Origin of the sequence: Planctobacterium marinum, from assembly GCF_020687805.1 — a bacterium.
Taxonomy (GTDB): Bacteria; Pseudomonadota; Gammaproteobacteria; order Enterobacterales; family Alteromonadaceae; genus Planctobacterium; species Planctobacterium marinum.
Genome location: NZ_JAJEWQ010000002.1, coordinates 738,852 through 757,492, shown reverse-complemented (window position 1 = coordinate 757,492; position 18,641 = coordinate 738,852). Strand labels below are relative to the sequence as shown.

The 18,641-nt window shown below is 47.1% G+C and carries 17 protein-coding genes; 11 read left to right on the top strand and 6 right to left on the bottom strand.

What is annotated here, in order from left to right; genetic code table 11:
• Positions 1-176: 176 nt before the first annotated feature.
• From LJ740_RS08700 to LJ740_RS08685, 4 genes are read left to right on the top strand one after another with little or no spacing between them, the layout of a single operon-like run.
• Entirely contained in the window at positions 177-1,118 is a 942-nt protein-coding gene (locus LJ740_RS08700; protein WP_229528682.1) for an ABC transporter ATP-binding protein, read from the top strand.
• Positions 1,115-1,876: an ABC transporter permease gene (locus LJ740_RS08695; protein ID WP_229528681.1), complete on the top strand. Its 762-nt coding sequence runs from the start codon at positions 1,115-1,117 to the stop codon at positions 1,874-1,876. The genes LJ740_RS08700 and LJ740_RS08695 overlap by 4 nt, the downstream gene beginning before the upstream one ends.
• Positions 1,877-1,899: 23 nt before the next feature.
• A complete protein-coding gene (locus tag LJ740_RS08690) occupies positions 1,900-3,006 on the top strand; it encodes a sensor histidine kinase (RefSeq protein WP_229528680.1) in 1,107 nt (368 codons plus the stop codon).
• Entirely contained in the window at positions 2,999-3,610 is a 612-nt protein-coding gene (locus tag LJ740_RS08685; protein ID WP_229528679.1) for a response regulator transcription factor, read from the top strand. Before LJ740_RS08690 ends, LJ740_RS08685 begins: the two co-directional genes overlap by 8 nt.
• A gap of 28 nt (positions 3,611-3,638) precedes the next feature.
• On the opposite strand, the gene LJ740_RS08680 is transcribed toward LJ740_RS08685, so the two are convergent.
• Entirely contained in the window at positions 3,639-6,725 is a 3,087-nt protein-coding gene (locus LJ740_RS08680) for an FG-GAP-like repeat-containing protein (RefSeq protein WP_229528678.1), read from the bottom strand.
• 707 nt (positions 6,726-7,432) lie between these two features.
• Between LJ740_RS08680 and LJ740_RS08675 the strand changes: the two genes are divergently transcribed.
• Together LJ740_RS08675 and LJ740_RS08670 are read left to right on the top strand one after the other, a co-directional pair.
• Complete coding sequence (locus tag LJ740_RS08675) at positions 7,433-9,154, top strand: EAL domain-containing protein (protein ID WP_229528677.1); 1,722 nt, start codon at positions 7,433-7,435, stop codon at positions 9,152-9,154.
• An 85-nt stretch (positions 9,155-9,239) separates the two neighbouring features.
• Positions 9,240-9,446, top strand: a complete 207-nt coding sequence (locus tag LJ740_RS08670) for a hypothetical protein (protein ID WP_229528676.1) — start codon at positions 9,240-9,242, stop codon at positions 9,444-9,446.
• Between the two features lie 30 nt (positions 9,447-9,476).
• On the opposite strand, the gene dapE is transcribed toward LJ740_RS08670, so the two are convergent.
• Positions 9,477-10,712: a succinyl-diaminopimelate desuccinylase gene (gene dapE, locus LJ740_RS08665; protein ID WP_324255600.1), complete on the bottom strand. Its 1,236-nt coding sequence runs from the start codon at positions 10,710-10,712 to the stop codon at positions 9,477-9,479.
• Positions 10,713-10,856: 144 nt separating this feature from the next.
• On the opposite strand from dapE, the gene LJ740_RS08660 reads away from it, so the two are divergent.
• A complete protein-coding gene (locus LJ740_RS08660; RefSeq protein ID WP_229528675.1) occupies positions 10,857-11,027 on the top strand; it encodes a hypothetical protein in 171 nt (56 codons plus the stop codon).
• 58 nt (positions 11,028-11,085) lie between these two features.
• On the opposite strand, the gene LJ740_RS08655 is transcribed toward LJ740_RS08660, so the two are convergent.
• The 3 genes from LJ740_RS08655 to LJ740_RS08645 all read right to left on the bottom strand — a co-directional run bounded on the left by LJ740_RS08655 (position 11,086) and on the right by LJ740_RS08645 (position 14,355).
• Positions 11,086-12,219 (bottom strand): sodium ion-translocating decarboxylase subunit beta, encoded by a 1,134-nt coding sequence (locus LJ740_RS08655; protein ID WP_229528674.1) that lies wholly within the window; start codon positions 12,217-12,219, stop codon positions 11,086-11,088.
• A 13-nt stretch (positions 12,220-12,232) separates the two neighbouring features.
• Positions 12,233-14,020: a sodium-extruding oxaloacetate decarboxylase subunit alpha gene (gene oadA / locus LJ740_RS08650; protein WP_229528673.1), complete on the bottom strand. Its 1,788-nt coding sequence runs from the start codon at positions 14,018-14,020 to the stop codon at positions 12,233-12,235.
• Positions 14,021-14,097: 77 nt separating this feature from the next.
• Positions 14,098-14,355 carry an OadG family protein gene (locus LJ740_RS08645; protein WP_229528672.1) on the bottom strand — a complete coding sequence of 86 codons (258 nt, stop codon included), beginning with the start codon at positions 14,353-14,355 and terminating at the stop codon, positions 14,098-14,100.
• 300 nt (positions 14,356-14,655) lie between these two features.
• Here LJ740_RS08645 and lepB point away from each other — a divergent pair, with 300 nt between their 5' ends.
• From lepB to LJ740_RS08630, 3 genes are all read left to right on the top strand, one after another.
• Positions 14,656-15,315 (top strand): signal peptidase I, encoded by a 660-nt coding sequence (gene lepB, locus LJ740_RS08640; protein ID WP_229528671.1) that lies wholly within the window; start codon positions 14,656-14,658, stop codon positions 15,313-15,315.
• A gap of 71 nt (positions 15,316-15,386) precedes the next feature.
• Entirely contained in the window at positions 15,387-16,151 is a 765-nt protein-coding gene (locus tag LJ740_RS08635) for a type 2 periplasmic-binding domain-containing protein (protein WP_229528670.1), read from the top strand.
• A gap of 82 nt (positions 16,152-16,233) precedes the next feature.
• The gene (locus LJ740_RS08630) at positions 16,234-16,440 is read left to right on the top strand and encodes an NF038104 family lipoprotein (protein ID WP_229528669.1); all 207 of its coding nucleotides are present in this window, start codon (positions 16,234-16,236) and stop codon (positions 16,438-16,440) included.
• A gap of 7 nt (positions 16,441-16,447) precedes the next feature.
• On the opposite strand, the gene LJ740_RS08625 is transcribed toward LJ740_RS08630, so the two are convergent.
• Positions 16,448-16,813, bottom strand: a complete 366-nt coding sequence (locus tag LJ740_RS08625; RefSeq protein ID WP_229528668.1) for a response regulator — start codon at positions 16,811-16,813, stop codon at positions 16,448-16,450.
• A gap of 90 nt (positions 16,814-16,903) precedes the next feature.
• On the opposite strand from LJ740_RS08625, the gene aceK reads away from it, so the two are divergent.
• On the top strand, positions 16,904-18,637 hold the full coding sequence (gene aceK, locus LJ740_RS08620; protein ID WP_229528667.1) for a bifunctional isocitrate dehydrogenase kinase/phosphatase: 1,734 nt from the start codon (positions 16,904-16,906) through the stop codon (positions 18,635-18,637).
• Positions 18,638-18,641: the final 4 nt, after the last annotated feature.

The following is an 18,641-nucleotide window of genomic DNA, read 5'->3' as shown; positions in this document are numbered from 1 at the left end:
AAACACTTTTACCGGGCATCTCTGACAAAACCTTTCCTTTGCTTATCTCTGGAACTCAAGTCTAGACAGAAAATGACAAATGTCACCTTAAAGTCATGACAACCTCCTCTACAGCCGTGCAACGTTACTGTGCAAAATAATTTCAACGTCCACCTTCAAGTCTGAGAGATTGTGCAATGAACAATGCCATAGTAAAGATAAAAGAGCTGTCAGTGACTTACGGTGCCACCAGGGCATTAAGTCAGATTTCGTTAAATATCAACGCCGGAGAAGTCCTGGCACTGTTGGGAGAGAATGGGGCGGGCAAGAGTACCCTGATCAACTGTATTCTGGGTCGCTTAAAAGCCAATTCTGGTGAAATCACTATTTTTGGTACTTCACCGGGGGAACAAGCGGCCAAACAGCGCACCGGCACGATTTTACAAAGTGCCAATCTTCCGGATAACAGCACGGTGGCAGAGCAAATCGAATTGTTTCGCAGCTACTACCCAAATGCCATGGACAGCGCGCAACTATTCCAACTGGCCATGCTTGACGGGCTGCAAAAGCGACGTCTGAGTAGTTTATCTGGTGGTCAAAAACAGCGCCTGTTTTTTGCATTAGCTGTGTGCGGTAATCCGCAGATTATTTTTCTCGATGAGCCTACGGTGGGTCTGGACACTGGCGCCAGAAGGGAATTCTGGCAATGTATCGAAAGCCTGAAAAACAGCGGCGTCGCCATTGTGCTGACCACCCATTATCTGGAAGAAGCCGAAGCCCTGGCAGACCGTGTAGTACTGCTAAAGCAGGGGCAGATTATTCATCAGGGTACGCCTGCCGACGTTAAAGCCAAAGCACTGGGGAAACGCATGAGTTTTTGCAGTCAAGGGCACACCGGGCAGATTGAGTCATTTTTTCACAGTCTTAACCATGCAACACAAAGCATACATGAGCTGGTCATTAAAAATGGCAAAGTGACATTGACCACCGCCACCCCGGAAAAATTACTCAGAGAATTATTAAACAGCAACTTTACTATAACTGACCTGACCGTTGAGAGTGCCCGACTGGAAGACGCCATATTAATTCTCAGCGATCAGTCCTCTTCACCTGTAGCCAAACCGGAGCAAGCCGCATGAACACAAGTACCCCAAAATTATTGAGTATTTTTCAACTGGAAGCCAAAACTGACATTCTGAAAACCTTTCGCACCGCGGGCTTTGTGTTACCCAGCCTGCTGTTTCCTGTCATGTTCTACACATTTTTTGGCATTTTATACGCACCGCAGGACAATGCTACAGTGTCACAGTACCTGTTGGCCACCTACGGCGTATTTGGCGTCATGGGACCCGCGCTGTTCTCCTTTGGTGCCGATGTTGCAGTAGAAAAGGACAGAGGTATGCTGGCACTGAAACAAATAAGTCCGATGCCCATTACCGCTTACTTTTCGGCAAAAGTGATGACGGCCATGGCCTTTGCCGGCATTATCATTGTATTGCTCTATTTGGTGGCAGCACTGGCAGGGAATGTCACTATGCCTGCCTGGCAGTGGCTTAGCACCGCGTTGCTGTTACTGACCGGCGTTTTACCCTATTGCGCCATTGGTCTGTTTATTGGGCTCAAAGTTAAGGCGCAGGCTGCGGCGGCTGTGGTTAATCTTATCTACCTGCCCATGTCATTTTTATCCGGATTGTGGATCCCGGTTATGCAGTTCTCTGCGCCATTACAAAAGTTCGCCATGCTTTTACCGCCCTTCCACTTTTCACAGTTGGTATTAAAGGTACAAGGGGCTGATATCGGTATCGCATGGTGGATACATGTTATAGTACTGCTGGCTTATACCGGACTGTTTGCCTGGCTGGCGCAACGCGCCTTTAAAGCCATGGAAACCCGTTAGTCCCTATTTGAATTGGTAAAATAATGACAACAATAACGCACTGCCTGCAACGCCTGCATCAACGCCTGTTACCCGTTAATTCGGGAACAGGTTATCTGCCCTATTTCTGGTTAATTTATCTCGCTATGTTTGTTTTACCACTGGGTTTTGGCGAGCGACCTTACTGGCACTATGTGGCCTGTATTGCAGTAATACCGGTATTTCTGACCCTGTACTTCTATACTTTTTGGCAAACGGGTAAACCGGTGTTGTTGTGCATTTTCAGCATACTTGGCCTGGGCCTGGCGACAGCCTGGTTTAACGCCGGCGCTTCTGTGTTTTTCGTTTACGCCGCGGCATTTTGTGTTCACTTTGGCACGGCGCGACAAGGATTGCTGTTGGTACTGCTGATTGCCGCGACGGCAGCGCTGTACAGTTATGTTCTCAATATGCCGGGCTTTTTTTACTTACCCGCGGTTGTCATCAGTATTCTGATTGGCTCGGTAAACATTTACGAAGGTGAATTACGCAAGAAAAACCAGCTACTTAAATTGTCCCAGGAAGAACTGCAAAAAATGGCAGCGACAGCCGAAAGAGAGCGCATCGCCCGTGACCTGCACGACGTGGTCGGACATACCTTCTCACTGATCACCGTCAAGGCACAACTGGCTCACAAACTGGCCGATATTGACCTTGAGCGCAGTAAACAGGAACTAAAAGAGTTGGAACAATTAAGTCGTAAAGCCATGACCGAAGTCAGAGAAACCGTTCACCAGTATCAACAAAAAGATATGGCCAGCGAAATCAGCAAGGCCCGATTATTAACCGATGCCGCTGATATTCAATTCAGCAGTGAAGTGGGCGAATTTCCTGACCAAACCCATATTAACTGCACCCTGGCCTGGGTGATCCGCGAAGCCTTTACCAATATGGTTAAGCACTCTGATGCCACGCAATGTCAGCTGAGTTTCCGTGATTCCGGCGATCAATATCAGCTGTTGATTCAGGACAATGGCAGCAATACACAGCGCATCGCCAGAGAAGGTTCTGGCCTGACCGGCATGCGCGAACGCATAATGGAATTGGGCGGACAACTCAATATTTCTCATCAACCAGGTTTCACCATTTCAGTAGAGGTTCCTCATGGCTGATTCAATCAAAATTATCATCGCAGAAGATCAGGCTATGTTGTTAGGTGCGGTGGCTACATTATTGGATCTGGAGTCAGATTTCGAGGTTGTGGCAAAAGCAAAAGATGGAGAAACCGCCTTGTCGCTGTGCGCGCAACATCATCCGGATGTGCTGTTAACCGACATTGAAATGCCGGGAATGTCAGGGATAGAACTGGCAGAGCAACTACAGAAAAACGGATTTACGGCGAAAATCATGATACTGACGACGTTCGCCCGCAGTGGTTATTTACGTCGCGCAATGGATGCAGGTGTCAGAGGATATCTGTTAAAAGATGCCCCCAGCGAGGAACTGGCTGAGGCTATTCGCAAAGTAATTTCGGGGCGTAAAGTGATCGATCCGGAATTGGTGATGGAGGCCTTTGACGAAGCAGATCCGCTATCTGAAAAAGAGCGAAAAACCCTCAAACTGGCAGCGGATGGCTTAACTACCGAACAGATAGCAGACAAGCTGTTTTTATCTAAGGGAACTGTGCGTAACTACCTTTCCAGTGCCTCGGCTAAACTCAATGCCCAGAACCGCATTGAAGCGGCCAGGATTGCCAGACAAAGAGGCTGGCTGTAATAACAATGCCAGCCCAATGTCCTGATGCTTATTGAGACGCCATTTCCATAAGCATCACAGGCGTAGCCAGTAGCGGTATGTCTGACTCGTCTTTACCAAACTCTGCGCGCTGAATCTCATCATCAGAGGAGCGCATAATGTAAAACATATAATTTGCAGCGCGCCTGACAGCAATGTCTGCTTTGCCATCGCCGTCATAATCTGCCGGCACCGGAATGTCAGCCTCCTGCTTACCAAAGTGATGGCGCTGGATGACATCATCCGAACTGTTCAGGATGTACCACATTTGCGTTGCAGGACGGCGCACTGCGATATCGGCCTTGCCGTCACCATCGTAATCCGCCGGAACCGGAATATCGGCCTCCTGTTTACCAAAATGAATGCGCTGAATTTCACCATCTGAACTATTCAGGATATACCACATTTGCGTTGACGGACGTCTGACCGCCACATCGGCTTTGCCATCACCATCGTAGTCCGCCGGAACCGGAATATCGGCTTCCTGTTTTCCAAAATGAATGCGCTGAATTTCACCATCTGAGCTATTCAGGATATACCACATTTGCGTTGACGGACGGCGCACAGCGACATCGGTAATGCCATCACCATCATAATCAGCCGGCACGGGGATATCTTCCTGCTGCATACCAAATTCAATGCGCTGTAAATTATCATCGGAACTGTTTTGGATATACCACATACTGTTCGTTGGGCGTCTTACTGCTACATCACTGACACCATCACCGTCAAAATCACCGACAACCGGAATATCAAACCCATCTTTACCAAAATAATGGCGCTGAATGTCATTGTTTTCAGAATTCAAAATATATTGCATGTAGGTTGAAGGCCTTCTGACGGCGATATCGGCTTTGCCGTCACCATCAAAATCACCTCGGGTGTAAACTGAAGCGGAAGCTGTCTGCAGCGCCTCATGCAGATTGGGCACTAACAGGCTGGCTTTGCCATCGGTTGCTTCCCAAAAGTTATTGAGACGCTGATAATCGTCATGCTCAGTTTTAGTGAAGTTTTGCACCTGCCCTTCGTAGTTGTGCCACTCAGCCTGGCTCAATGGTTCCTTTGACAGCACCACAAACACCGTATCAAAACGGGTAACAGCTTCGTCAACTGCCGGTGTTCTTATACCATTTTCCTGCACCACTGTGTCCATGCTGATGTCATTGAAACTATCAATAATAAACAATGGATTGATATCCAGCTCGATCGGCGGGCTGGAAGGCTCTCTCAGTTCACCCACTGCGGTGTGCGGCAACAGGCCCATCAAATACAATTCAAGATTGCTGTAGCCGATAAAGTTATTGCCAGGTCCAATTCCCCTAAAGCCGGCAAATCCTTCAACACCGTCATTCAGCATATAAGTGGTGGTGTCATCGTCTCCCATGCTGAGATCTTCTTCGTGCCATCCGCCAAGTTGACCGCCATTATTGAGCAATCCCCAATGAAAAGGCATCAATTCCGGCGCCATACACGCCACCCAACCTAACTGACGCATAGCATCCAGGCTACCCGTTAAATAGTTGCCCCAGCGATGCCCCAATTCATGCAGTGAAGGCCCGTGGATAATATCGTCAGCGGCACCTAATACCACGACACTTTCCAGCTTATCACGGCTGCCATAAGCCTGAGCAAAGTCAAACACCCCCTGCCCTATCCCTTCGATGGCATTCTGGATCGGGGTGTGATAGCCATGAGGTGCCGGATATGGCGCATGTTCAGCTTCATTAAATACCAGAAACATAAACGTAAACTGGTCCTGCAGTTGGCTGTATACAGACTGGGTAATACGTTTCAGCGCAGCTTTTTGCGCCTCATCCCCCCGACCATTCCAGACATCATCATAGTCCTGCCAGTCGGCCACAACTAAATTTGCCACAGAGCCACTTTCATTGATGTACAGGATATCACCGTTATCATTGGTCAATTCAGTCATCGTTTGTTGCTCAAAAGGCTGGTAACCCTGGTCCGCCGAGGCACCGATATTGAAGTCTAAGCGATAGACCTGTTTGTCTGCATTGTCCCAGGGGCTTTCTGCATACTCAAAGTAATACAGATCATCGCCTTCACTGGCCAAAGCAAAAACCGAGGTAATGTTATCAGCGTTCGGCAGGGCAATGCCCTGATACCATTGTTGTTCGCGCGTATCATAAATGTAACTTTGCCACAGAGAATTAGACACCATAGACCAGTCAGTAAGACCATAAACCAGTACCAGGTGGCCGACAGAAACCAGCTTTTTACTCACCAGCGGAACCGGAACCGATAAAGTGTTCCAGCCATTGGTTTGGGTATCGTACACATACAGGGTTTCGTTCGCGGTAACCCAGTCAGCCTCAGCGCTCAGATAGACCTTACCCTCAACAAGGGTACTTGCTCTGAAAGGCTGGTCTGTGGGCGCTTCACTCACAACAGACCAGGTATCGGCAGCAATATCGTAAGCCTGTACTTCCTGCCGCCAGGTGGCAGTTTCTGCAACGTCAGTGTAGAAAAAGCCGTCATCATCCAATCGTACCTGTGCCCGGTTAAAGGTATCAAACCCCCAGCCACCAAATACATACAGTTGCCCGTTCACCTGCTCTGCCATGGCGTTTTCCCGCGCCAGCGGCGCCGCGGTTTGTTGACGCCATTCTCCGGTCACCGTGTCATAAGCCAGCGTATAATTAAGATTGTAGTTGACGAAATTGCCAGATCCCCCCACCGACAACAAGCGCCCCTGATATTCAGCCGTGGCGTTGCCCTTAAGAAAATTGCGTCCCATTGAGGTCTGTTCTGTCATGTCCCCCGTATTCAGATCCATTGATAAGACCTGATTTGTGGCACTACTGCCATCTGAGTAACCATTGCCAGCTACCCAGTACGCTGTATCTCCAATAATAAGCGGTAAATGGGGCTGATTGGGTTTTTCTCCGGCATAGCGTTTAATACCGGTCTGGCTGCTCAATAATGTCCATTCCGCTTCCAGCACATAAGGTTCAGGCGTGGTTTCCTGCGCAGTGACAGTAACAGCGATAAGTAGAATTGGTGTGAACACCAGACCTTTCACGATGTCATAAATAGCTTTTCGGTCGGGGTATTTACAGGTTACAGAGGGGCGCAAAATAATTCCCTTTATTGTCTTAAAAAACAACATCTTAAAGTTTTTTTTGAACAAGGTAAATGGGCACACCGATTAAATAAGGAGCAAATACATGCACACATTCAGGTGAAAACAAAAGTACATCGCGATTGTCATCAAAATTAACCAGGGGGCAGCAATCAGATAAGACAAACCAGTGCAGTAGAAAGCGCAGTTTCGACAGTTTGACCCTGGCGTTTTCAATTTATGTCATTGCAACCCTGAGAATCACGAAAATGCTTTTGAACAACGCCAATGACTGGCCACGGTTTGCATTGACAGTAACCGGCCTGTTGCGCAAACAGCGGGGACGTTTTTTCTTCTTATAACAGTCACATAAAAGCGGTAAATTAACAAACCAGATGGAAATTTTGAAACCTGTACATCATTTAAACAGGACTAAAGTTTTAAGATTTAATTAACTTAACGTGTAATATTAATACCAAATAATCTGTAAGACTTTTCCTACACACCAAAACAGCCCTACTCCCGAGCTGTGTAAATCAAACCACGGTGAACTTTTTAGCTATTTAAAACATCAACTTAGCACAACTAAAAAACCCTGCCATCGAAGTTTCTCATTATCACTGAGACAAACAATTAATTTAAATGCATTTAGCTTATTTCTTACCATAAATACTTTGCTAACCTTAATTCATATGTTGTACGCAGTAAAAGAGACGCAATTTATGCCGATAAAACCACTGAACAAACCGGGTGCGCAAAACCATTCAGCTGACGGAGAGCTGAGCTTTGTGTATGGGTGTAAAATCCTTTTAGTGGACGATGAACCAGTTACAACGGATATTTTAAGCGCCATGTTTGAGCCGCTGGGGTTTTACACCTTTGCCGTGAACAACAGCCTGATGGTATTGGACGCTCTGGAGGAATTTGAACCGGACTTAATCCTCCTCGATGTCAACATGCCCGGGCAATCCGGTTTTGAAATTAGCCGGCAATTAAAATCATCCCCCGTTTATCATCATATCCCGATCATTCTGCTTACCGCCATGGACGATCAGGAGGCCATCGTACAGGGGCTGTCATACGGCGTTCAGGATTACGTTACTAAGCCATTTCACAAGGCCGAACTCACAGCCCGAATAATAAATAATCTGCGTCTCAAAAAGCAGCAAGATTTTTGGCGACTGAATCAAAAAATCATTCACGATCAATTTGACCCAAAAGGCCTGCCGTTAAAATCCACCTTCTGCCAGTACCTGGAAAAAACGGTAGCCGGCAATGCTAATCCACTGACTCTGGCTATTTTTAGTGTTTACGCCATTAATGAAATTGTAGCGTCTTTAAAAGTTAAGGATGCCAAAGATATTATTGAATCGGCCATCTTCGAGCGCTTGCACAGCAATACGGAAATCAATGCGTTTTCAGGCAGTCTGGACGATGGCAAGTTTGGTATTATCTTTTTAAACGTTCCGGATCGCCTGGAATATTTATTGAAAAGCCTGCAACTTAGCCTGGAAAAAATGTTGTTAATAGGTGACAGCAAAATAAAGCTGAAGGTCAATGTTGGCTACTATCAGAGCCGGTGCATCAAAGAAGGCTGGCGAGATATACTGGAAAAAGCAGAAATCGCCTTGCTGGAAGCTAGCAAGCCAGAAACCCCCTCACTTACGCCCTATCACCCTGAAAGACAGGATGAATTTAACGAAAAATGGTGGATTTACGACAACCTGCAGGAGGCCATTACCAACGACGCACTGGATGTACACTATCAACCACAATTTAACCTGAACACTATGCAATGCTGCGGTTATGAAGCGCTGGCCAGATGGCAAAGTCTGCAAGACGGCTTTATCAGCCCGGATAAGTTCATCCCCATTTCAGAACAATATGGTCTGATCACGCCGCTAAGCCAGCGTATATTTAACCAGTCTCTGCAGGAATTCTCTCTGTTACCCGCACCTAAAATCGCCATCAATATATCACCAATGCAACTCAGAGAATCGGACTTGCCCGGTTTGTTACAGGATTTGTTGCACAAACACCAATTGGAAATTGCGCAAGTAGAACTGGAACTCACCGAATCCACCATGATGGACCAACAGATAACCGCAGTCGTTGAACACCTGATGAAGCTGGGCTTTAATATCGCAATCGATGACTTCGGCACGGGCTATTCCAATTTAAGCCTGCTGACCCAGTTACCTTTTTCTAAAGTGAAAATCGACCGTTCACTGATAAACGAAATTCATTGCTGTGAAAAGACCGAGGCTCTGGTGAGTTCAATCGTATCATTCAGCAAACGCATAGGCTTCGTGGTGTTGGCCGAAGGCGTTGAAACGCCCGATCAGGCTGACACTTTGAAAGCGCTAGGGGTTGACGAAGTGCAGGGTTACCTTTACGGCAAACCCAGTCCACTATCGGCCATCAGGCAAGCCATTAAACACTAAAATAAGCGCCTATCAGGTAAACAAAATTATTGCTAATTAAGCATAAAAGGGTAAATTAGAAGGCTAAAAGAAAACGGAATTTCACATGAATATTAATGCAACACTTTACGGAAAAGTCTTCCTGGTTCTGGCCATTTTCATGGCTGTATTTTGTTATTACTTTGGCAAAAGAAAAACACAAACGCCGGTAGTTACCTCGGTACTTGGGTTTTTCACAGCGATATTCCCCCCCTTAGCCCTGATTTTTTTGATTGTCCTGGTATTAAAAGATGATCTACCGCCCAAAGATTAGCAACCTCACTTAGTCACCCAAAAACAGCTGTTATTCAAACAGCAGATCGGCGAGTAAATCCGTGTAGATATCTTCCAGTGTTACCAGATCCGAAATATGAATCCGCTCATTGATCTGATGGATGGTTTTGTTTGGCACTCCAACTTCTACCACCTGAGTGGTGTCACTGGCAAAAAAGCGTCCGTCAGAGGTCCCACCAGCGGTTGAAAGCACCGGAAATCTGCCAGTATTCTTTACAATTGCCTGCTCTACGGCTTTGATAAGACTATGGTGCTGATCAACATGCGTAAAATAAGGAACACATGGTCGTTCCCATTGAATTTCGACACCATCAACCACGGCATCTATGCGCGCCTGTAACAGTGCAGCCAGGCTTGCCATATCGTAATCATGGTTGTAACGAATGTTGAAACAAATACGGCAGTTTGCCGGAACTATATTGTCTGTAAATTCACCGGAATCAATGTGCGTTATTTGCAGACTGGTACCCGGAAAATCTTCACTTCCGGCATCCCAGTCAATGCTATTGATTGCATCAATGACTTTGGCCATTTTGTGAATCGCATTCTCAGCATATTGAGGATAGGCGACATGTCCCTGCTTACCTTTAACATGGATCCGGCCTGAAATGGCACCTCTTCGCCCCACTTTAATCGTGTCGCCGGTAACCGTTTTGGCGGTCGGCTCGCCAACAAGAACACAATCAACCTGAATGTTCTTTGCATCCAGCCAGGCTTTAATGGCTTTGCTGCCGAACTCCGCTTCCCCCTCTTCATCACTGGTAATAAACCACATAAATTTGTGATTCAGTTGCCGCGATAGTTTCAATACCCTTTCACAGGCCGCCAGCATCGCAGCCACCCCTGTTTTCATGTCTGCGGCACCCCGACCAATTAATTCACTATCCGTAATGGTGGGTTCAAAGGGCGGTGTGTGCCATCTTTCCAGAGGGCCGGGCGGGACAACATCAGTATGGCCTGCAAACGCGATCACCCGCTCGCCTTCTCCAATTTCTGCCACCAGGTTCTTTACCCCCTGTACTTCAAAAGCATGACAGGTAAACCCCAGTAACCGGAGCTTTTCCTGCAACCAGTCCTGACAGCCAGCATCCTCAGGGGTGATTGACTGTCGTGACATTAGCTCTACACTATAAAGTATCGAACGGGTCTGTCCGGCGATAGTAAGGCTGGTAAGTGGGTTAATCTCAGGAGTGTCAGGTGATAAAAACTGCGATTGAAAAGCTTCTGGTGCAAGGGGCATTGACATAAAATAGCGATCCCGTCTAACGTAACACCCGTATTAGACGCTGACCTGATGACAGACTGATTTCAAAGATGTAACACTTTTTTGAAAATCGACAGCGATGCACTACCACTGCCTTAATGATAATAACTAACCAGGGAGCCAGCCTTGATCCGATTTTTGTTTTTGATACCACTATTGCTGTGCCTGGGTTGGTTTGTTTACCTAAAACAAAATGGCTACACCCTGGAGCAAGGTAAAAAAGGCTTTATTTATATTTTGGTGATCAGTACTGCTATTGCCGCCTTCTATGGCATCTTGATTCCGCTCACTCACTAACAGAAACAAAAAAGGAAGCCGCAGCTTCCTTTCTGAACACAAGTTATTAAGCCTGAGGCTAGGGCCCAACCAACGCCAGCAGAATGCCCGCTGCGACTGCTGAACCCAGTACACCAGCTACATTAGGCCCCATGGCGTGCATTAACAGGAAGTTGTGGGGATTGGCTTCCAGCCCGACTTTGTTCACCACCCGTGCCGCCATCGGAACCGCCGAAACACCGGCGGCGCCGATTAACGGATTAATCTTACCACCACTGAGTCTGCTCATCAGTTTTGCCATCATAACACCCGCTGCCGTACCAATTGAAAATGCCACAGCGCCCAGCGCTAAGATAGCTAAGGTTTCGCCGGTTAAGAATTTATCAGCAGATAACTTAGACCCTACCGCAAGACCCAGAAAAATAGTTGTGATGTTGATCAGCTCGTTTTGTGCCGTCTTGCTCAGGCGATCGACTACGCCACTTTCCCGCATCAGATTCCCCAAACAGAACATGCCAACTAAGGGTGTCGCGGTGGGCAAAAACAGAATCGTCAGGCCCAGTACCGCCAACGGAAAAATGATCTTTTCCCGTTTACTGACGGTGCGCAGTTGCTGCATTTCGATCTTGCGTTCTTCCGGTGTCGTTAACGCCTTCATGATAGGAGGCTGAATAATGGGTACCAGCGCCATATAGGAGTAGGCCGCTACCGCTATTGCCCCCAATAAATGATCGGCCAGTTGCGACGCCAGGAAGATCGCGGTAGGTCCGTCAGCACCGCCAATAATCGCTATAGCGGCAGCTTCCTGCATAGTGAACTCCAGTCCGGGTACCAGATTGAGTAAGATTGCACCAAACAAGGTAGCGAAAATACCAAACTGCGCGGCCGCACCTAACAATAACATGCGCGGATTCGCGATAAGAGCGCCGAAATCCGTTAGCGCACCGACGCCCATAAAGATCAGCAACGGAAACACGGTAGAGCCAATACCCACCTCGTACACATAGTACAAAATCCCGCCTGGATCGGTGAAACCACCCAGTGGTATGTTTGTCAAAATAGCCCCGAAGCCGATCGGCAATAACAACAGCGGCTCGTATTTTCTGGCAATGGCCAGATAAAGAAGTAAAACCCCGACAGCCATCATCAGAAGTTGCCCCAGCTCAAAATTCGCCAGGGCGGTGGTTTCCCACAGTATTGTTAGTTTTTCCATTTAGCTGAGTACCTTAAGCAAAAGTAAGCAGAGGTTGCCCGGCCTGCACAGCATCGCCTTCTTTGACTGCGATACCGGCAACCGTGCCAGCTTTAACAGCCCGGACTTCGGTTTCCATTTTCATGGCTTCCATGATCAATACCACATCACCCGCATTTACTGCCTGCCCGGCAGAAACATTGATACGCACAATATTGCCTGCAAGGGGTGAATTTAATGGCTCAGCGTTCCCTTGGGAAGCGGCCGGAGCCGGAGCGGTAGGGGCGGCAGCGCCGGCTGCAGGTGCGATGTCTGTCAGGCTGCCATCCGGAGCCACTTCAACGCGATACACCTTGCCATCGACGCGCACAGAATAAGCCGCGCCCCCTGCAGAGTCAGACGTAGCTGGTGTTACCGCCGCGGGCTCTGCCTCGCTACCCGGAGCCGGTTCAAAAGCATCCGGATTATTGCGATTTTCCAGGAATTTCAGGCCAACCTGCGGAAACAACGCATACGTCAGCACATCGTCAATGGTATCCTGAGCCAGCTTGATATTTTTTTCAGCGGCAAGCGTGGACAGTTCTTCTTCAAGTTTGCTTAATTCAGCGTCCAACACGTCGGCAGGACGACAGGTAATGGGTTCCGCGCCCTCCAGCACACGCGCCTGTAACTCTTTGTTTACCGGTGCTGCGGTTGCGCCATATTCACCTTTCAACACCCCTGCGGTTTCTTTGGTGATGCTCTTATAACGCTCGCCCGTAAGTACATTCAGCACCGACTGGGTGCCCACGATTTGTGACGTAGGTGTCACCAGTGGAATAAAGCCCAAATCTTCGCGCACTTTCGGGATTTCCTGTAACACTTCGTCCAGCTTATCTGCTGCGCCTTGCTCGCGTAACTGGTTTTCCATGTTGGTTAACATGCCACCTGGTACCTGAGCAATCAAAATACGGGAGTCAACGCCCTTCAAACTGCCTTCAAATTTTGCATATTTTTTGCGAACTTCTCTGAAGTAGGCGGCGATCTCTTCCAGTAATCCCAGATCCAGACCTGTGTCACGCTCGGTATTTTCTACAATGGACACCATGGTTTCGGTGGCACTGTGCCCATAGGTCATACTCATAGAAGAAATAGCGGTATCTAGCATATCGATACCGGCATCAATGGCTTTTTGATAAGTGGCGGTACTTAGCCCGGTGGTGGCGTGACATTGCATTGCAATTGGGACAGAAACCGTTTCTTTCAGTCGGGTAATTAATTCTTCACACTCGTAGGGCTTCAACAAGCCCGCCATGTCTTTAATGCAGATGGAGTGAACACCCAGATCCTCCAGCTGTTTAGCCATGTCCAACCACAACGACAAGGTATGCACCGGACTCACGGTGTAGGACATAGTGCCCTGAGCATGAGCGCCAACCTGAATAGCCGCCTTTACGGCGGTTTGCAGATTGCGCATGTCGTTCATGGCATCAAAAATACGAAAGACATCTACACCATTGTGGTGGGCGCGCTCAACGAACTTTTCCACCACATCATCAGCATAGTGGCGATAGCCGAGTAAGTTTTGTCCACGCAACAACATTTGCTGCTTTGTATTGGGCATGGCTGCCTTCAGTTTTCTGATTCGCTCCCAGGGATCTTCGCCTAGATAACGAATACAGGAATCAAAGGTTGCTCCACCCCATGATTCCATCGACCAGTAACCAACCTGATCAAGTTTCGCTGCAATCGGCAACATATCTTCGATACGCATACGGGTAGCCAGTAATGACTGATGCGCATCTCTTAAAACCAGCTCCGTTAAGGCCAATGGTTTTGCCATAATTTGTTCCTCTCCAACAAGTGATGCTTTTTATAATTTGGTGGCTGTCGAACCACGTTCAGTTTGGTTACTGATTATTATTTTTTATTACGGTATTGATGTATTGCACTGCTTATCGCAGCGACAACCTGAGGGCTAACCTCATTATTTTGGGTTGCTGTAGCAGATACTGGTGACGCACCTTGCGCCAGTTCAGTGTCGGGAAATTTGTTGCAAATCCATTCAATCAAATGAATTGCGCCAATTAATATGGTCAGAAACACAAAAACAACCGACATACCTACCAGTAGTAGCACGGCTGAATCCGTTAAAATTGTAGAAATATCGTTATTCATAGAAAACCACTTTTTTCGCGACAAACCCGCATATTAACCAGACAAGTGCCTAAAAGACAAACAAAAGTGCTGAATATCACAGCGAATCAAGTGATGTTTTATGCACTTTTTAAGCATAATTAATCACTTCTGATTCTTGACAGTCTGTGCTGATTTATTTTGCTCTGTTGAGTGTAGAAAAGCCCGTCTGTTCCTGCAATATTAGCCATGACATAGTTTGTAACAGCTGCGGGCACAGATAATCGAAACTCTCAGCGACTATTTTAGTCCAAGTTTAAAATCAACAAACGGATACCTGAAATGCTAAAAAAACTACAATCTGTCTGGAGCAACAACCGCGTCTTTGTGCTATTTATCGCCTTAATGATTGTGTTTCGCAGCGCAGTAGCCGACTGGAACCACGTGCCAACCGGCTCGATGCAACCTTCAATTCAAATTGGCGATCAGATTACTGTAGACAAACTGGCTTATGATGTACGGCTGCCATTAACGCACATATCTTTACAGGCGCTCAACGAACCTCAACCCGGTGACGTGGTGATATTTGATTCTCAGGTTTCTGATAAACGCCTGGTTAAACGCGTTATCGCGACCCCCGGCGATCAGGTTGCCATGCGCAACAACCAGTTAATAATCAACGGGTCCCCCCTGCGCTACGACACTCTGAAAGAAGAGGGCAACATCCAGATCCTGACTGAACATTTACACGGCACAAAGCACACCATTCAGATCCGAAAAAATCCATCTAAATGGGCGAACTTTACCGAAGTTACCGTACCGGCCAATCACTTTCTGGTGTTGGGTGATAACCGGGATAATAGTGCAGATTCTCGTGCCATTGGCTTTGTTCCGCGCCATGAGATAGTCGGTAAAGCGGAAACCGTGGCCTTTTCACTGGATTACGACCATTATTATCTGCCGCGCCTCAATCGTATAATTACGCCAATTGACAAGATTTAGCGAGCAAGGCGCTAAACAGCGCCACATTTTCGCGCTAAACTTGCATTGAGTTCTCTGTTTTTGGTGGTCACATGACAGCGTTACGGCACGCCACTTGTTTCCTGTTTATACTTGGTTTGTGCCTTCTTTCGCAGGGCTTTGCTGAAGCTCAAGTACAGAACACAACCCAAAAGGCCTATAAACTGGGGGTGCAAAATTTCGATTATTTCCCTCATTACAATTTTATCGATAACAGCAACGACTCCTATTTAGAAGAATTGATTACCCTGTTCACGCTAAAAACAAATATACGCTTAGAAGCGGTTCCCCTGCCCACAAAGCGCCTTGAATATGCGTTTTTTGAAAACCTTGAACTGGATGTTATTTACCCCGCTAATTCACGTTGGTACCAGTCAAAAAAGCAAGATATTATTTACAGTGATACCTTCATTGTTTCAGTTGCTGGTACAATGGTGCGGGAGCCTGGAATTCCGGCTGACAAAATACGCTCGGTAAGCATTCCTTTTGGTTTTACCCCTGTCAAATGGATTCAGGATGAGCGCACCCGACAGGTTCAAATCTTCGGTGTGCCAACAGCCAATATGGCATTGCAGATGGTCGCAGCCAACAGAACCCAGGCAGCGGATGTTGAATTCAATGTGGCACAGCACCTGAATATTATGATGGGTCACGGTTTGGTCTTAGATCCAGACCTGCCATTGTCATTTCCTGAGTTTCAATTTGCCAGCATCAAGCACCCTGAACTAATCGCACTGCTGAACGCTTTTTTAATGGAAAATAAGGAAGAAATTGCCAACCTGAAACGCAATCTGAACCTCAGAGAATCGGTTGACTGAATACACCTCGTAGAAAATCGAGCAACAATTAAAATGAAAATACTAGCTATGGACCTGAGGGTCTGTTGAGGAGATTACAATAATGAAAAAACAATTACTTACGTTACTAAGCTGCCTGTTGCTACTCAATCTGAGCGGCTGCGTTGCGGTTGCCGTAGTTGATGCTGCAGTTGGTGTAACGACGACCGTTGTTGAAGGCACTGTGGATGTGGTTGATGCGGTGACACCTGATGTGTTCTCAGATGATGAGGATGACAACGAAGACGAGGACGAGGACGAGGACGAATAGTAACCGGTTAATACAAGCCGTACATTTGTAAAGACTGGAGCAGTTTTTCCTGAGAGACGGGTTTCTTAATGAAATCCAGTGCCCCAAGGCCCAGTACCCGTTCTCTCATCAAAGGCTGAACATCTCCTGATACAACAATCACAAACACTTCCAGTTTTTCCGCCCGAATCGCTTCCAGTACTTCTACGCCGTCCATCACAGGCATGGTCAGGTCCAGGAATAATATCGTAATATCCTGAGTGCGCAGTAATTCCATTGCCTCCTGACCGTGGCCAGCCATGTATATTTCCGACGCCAGCCCATCAGGTAAGCTGCGTTCAACAGACTTGCGCCCAAGTTTAGAATCGTCACAAATTAAAACGGGAAAACTCATGCCTTATCGGGACTTCCATTATTGATTTATTAATATTATTGTCAGGTAATACCAGTTTTGGCCTGCGTTAACATACCAGCGGAATTTCACATGTCAATCAAGCAAATTACCACCTCAAAAATTGCCTATGAAATCCTGAAAGGATTTGAGAAGAGTTTCCGTTTGTACAACCGCATTACCGCCGAAGCCCAAAAGCGCTTTGAAACAGCCCAATGGCAAGCCTGCCAGCGGGCATCGAAAGAACGCATCTCGCTGTACGAAAAAAGCCTGTCAGAAACCGTTGCGCAACTTTATGAGCTGTTTTTACCGCAACAGCAAAGCCTGACTTTCTGGCAGCAATTGAAGCAGGATTTTATTCTGCAACTGGATGACCACCCTCAGTTTGAATTGGCCGAGACATTTTATAACTCAGTCATTGGCCGGATTTTTAAACATCAAAAAATTGATAACGACATGATGTTTGTATTGCCAAGCCGCTGCTATTTATCAGGCTTCAACCGCCCCAGAGTGATCAATACCTTTTGCACCGACAGCACCGTTAAATCCACCCTGCAGCAAATGTTTACTCATTATCGCTTCAACGTGCCTTTTGAAGACTATCAGCGGGATTTACACAACCTCACCAGCGCCATCAAACAACGGCTCAGCATCAGAGAACTGACCCGGGTTCAACGGGTCGAAATGCTGCAGTCCGAGTTTTTCCGTGGCCGGGCCGCCTATCTGGTCGGTCGAATTTGCTTTGCCGACCACTATAAGCCATTTGTGGTAGCCCTACTGATGAGTGACCAGGGTGAGTTATATGTTGATACCTTGCTCACTGAAAAGCGCGATCTGAGCGTTCTGTTTGGCTTTGCCAGGGCCTATTTTATGGTGGACACCCAATACCCTGCGGAAGTCGTGGCCTTTTTACATGAGTTGCTACCCAACAAAAAACACTTTGAATTGTATACCTCGCTGGGTTTTTACAAGCACGGAAAAACCGTGTTTTACCGCAATTTTTTACAACACCTGGATGAGTCAGACGACCAGTTTGAAATCGCCCCCGGGATACGGGGCCTGGTGATGATGTGTTTTCACTTGCCATCCTACGGCGTGGTGATAAAAATCATTAAAGATGAATTCGCGGAAAGCAAAAAAATTACTCGCCAACACGTGATTGACTGCTACAAACTGGTCAAATCACACGACCGAATCGGACGCATGGCAGATACTCATGAGTTTGCCAACTTCCGGCTCCCTAAAAACCGAATTCACCCTGACCTGCTGCAGGAGTTACTGGATACCTGTAAAAACAGTATTGAAATACTGGATGACGAGGTACTGATCAAACATCTGTACATTGAACGTAAAATGACGCCGTTAAATCTCTACCTGGCAAGCGAAACTGATGCAGACAATATCCGCAATGCCATTCAGGATTTAGGGCTGGCCATCAAACAAATTGCTGCAGCGAATATCTTTCCCGGTGATATGTTGCATAAGAACTTTGGCATCACCCGACATGGACGAGTGATATTTTACGACTATGATGAAATTTGCTACATGTCTGAACGCAATTTCAGAAAGTTACCGCAATCTGATGATCCCTACGCCCTGGATACCTTATCAGTGGCACCGAATGATGTTTTTCCGGAGCAATTTGAGCACTTTATAATTGGAAAGCGCGAACTCAAGGCCATTTTTAAAACGTTACACGCTGACTTGTTCACCCCTGAATATTGGCAGCAAGTTCAGAAGCAGGTAGCCAATGGCGATATTATTCATGTGAACCCCTACCCTGAAGACGCCAAATTTCCCCGTCAGGCTCTGCAAAAGCAGGCCTGAATGG

What these genes read in the sequence shown, in the direction of transcription:
- LJ740_RS08700 (WP_229528682.1), top strand. Translation starts at nt 177, where the DNA reads ATGAACAATGCCATAGTAAAGATAAAAGAGCTGTCAGTGACTTACGGT.
- LJ740_RS08695 (WP_229528681.1), top strand. Translation starts at nt 1,115, where the DNA reads ATGAACACAAGTACCCCAAAATTATTGAGTATTTTTCAACTGGAAGCC.
- LJ740_RS08690 (WP_229528680.1), top strand. Translation starts at nt 1,900, where the DNA reads ATGACAACAATAACGCACTGCCTGCAACGCCTGCATCAACGCCTGTTA.
- LJ740_RS08685 (WP_229528679.1), top strand. Translation starts at nt 2,999, where the DNA reads ATGGCTGATTCAATCAAAATTATCATCGCAGAAGATCAGGCTATGTTG.
- LJ740_RS08675 (WP_229528677.1), top strand. Translation starts at nt 7,433, where the DNA reads ATGCCGATAAAACCACTGAACAAACCGGGTGCGCAAAACCATTCAGCT.
- LJ740_RS08670 (WP_229528676.1), top strand. Translation starts at nt 9,240, where the DNA reads ATGAATATTAATGCAACACTTTACGGAAAAGTCTTCCTGGTTCTGGCC.
- dapE (WP_324255600.1), bottom strand. Translation starts at nt 10,712, where the DNA reads ATGTCAATGCCCCTTGCACCAGAAGCTTTTCAATCGCAGTTTTTATCA.
- LJ740_RS08655 (WP_229528674.1), bottom strand. Translation starts at nt 12,219, where the DNA reads ATGGAAAAACTAACAATACTGTGGGAAACCACCGCCCTGGCGAATTTT.
- oadA (WP_229528673.1), bottom strand. Translation starts at nt 14,020, where the DNA reads ATGGCAAAACCATTGGCCTTAACGGAGCTGGTTTTAAGAGATGCGCAT.
- LJ740_RS08645 (WP_229528672.1), bottom strand. Translation starts at nt 14,355, where the DNA reads ATGAATAACGATATTTCTACAATTTTAACGGATTCAGCCGTGCTACTA.
- lepB (WP_229528671.1), top strand. Translation starts at nt 14,656, where the DNA reads ATGCTAAAAAAACTACAATCTGTCTGGAGCAACAACCGCGTCTTTGTG.
- LJ740_RS08635 (WP_229528670.1), top strand. Translation starts at nt 15,387, where the DNA reads ATGACAGCGTTACGGCACGCCACTTGTTTCCTGTTTATACTTGGTTTG.
- LJ740_RS08630 (WP_229528669.1), top strand. Translation starts at nt 16,234, where the DNA reads ATGAAAAAACAATTACTTACGTTACTAAGCTGCCTGTTGCTACTCAAT.
- LJ740_RS08625 (WP_229528668.1), bottom strand. Translation starts at nt 16,813, where the DNA reads ATGAGTTTTCCCGTTTTAATTTGTGACGATTCTAAACTTGGGCGCAAG.
- aceK (WP_229528667.1), top strand. Translation starts at nt 16,904, where the DNA reads ATGTCAATCAAGCAAATTACCACCTCAAAAATTGCCTATGAAATCCTG.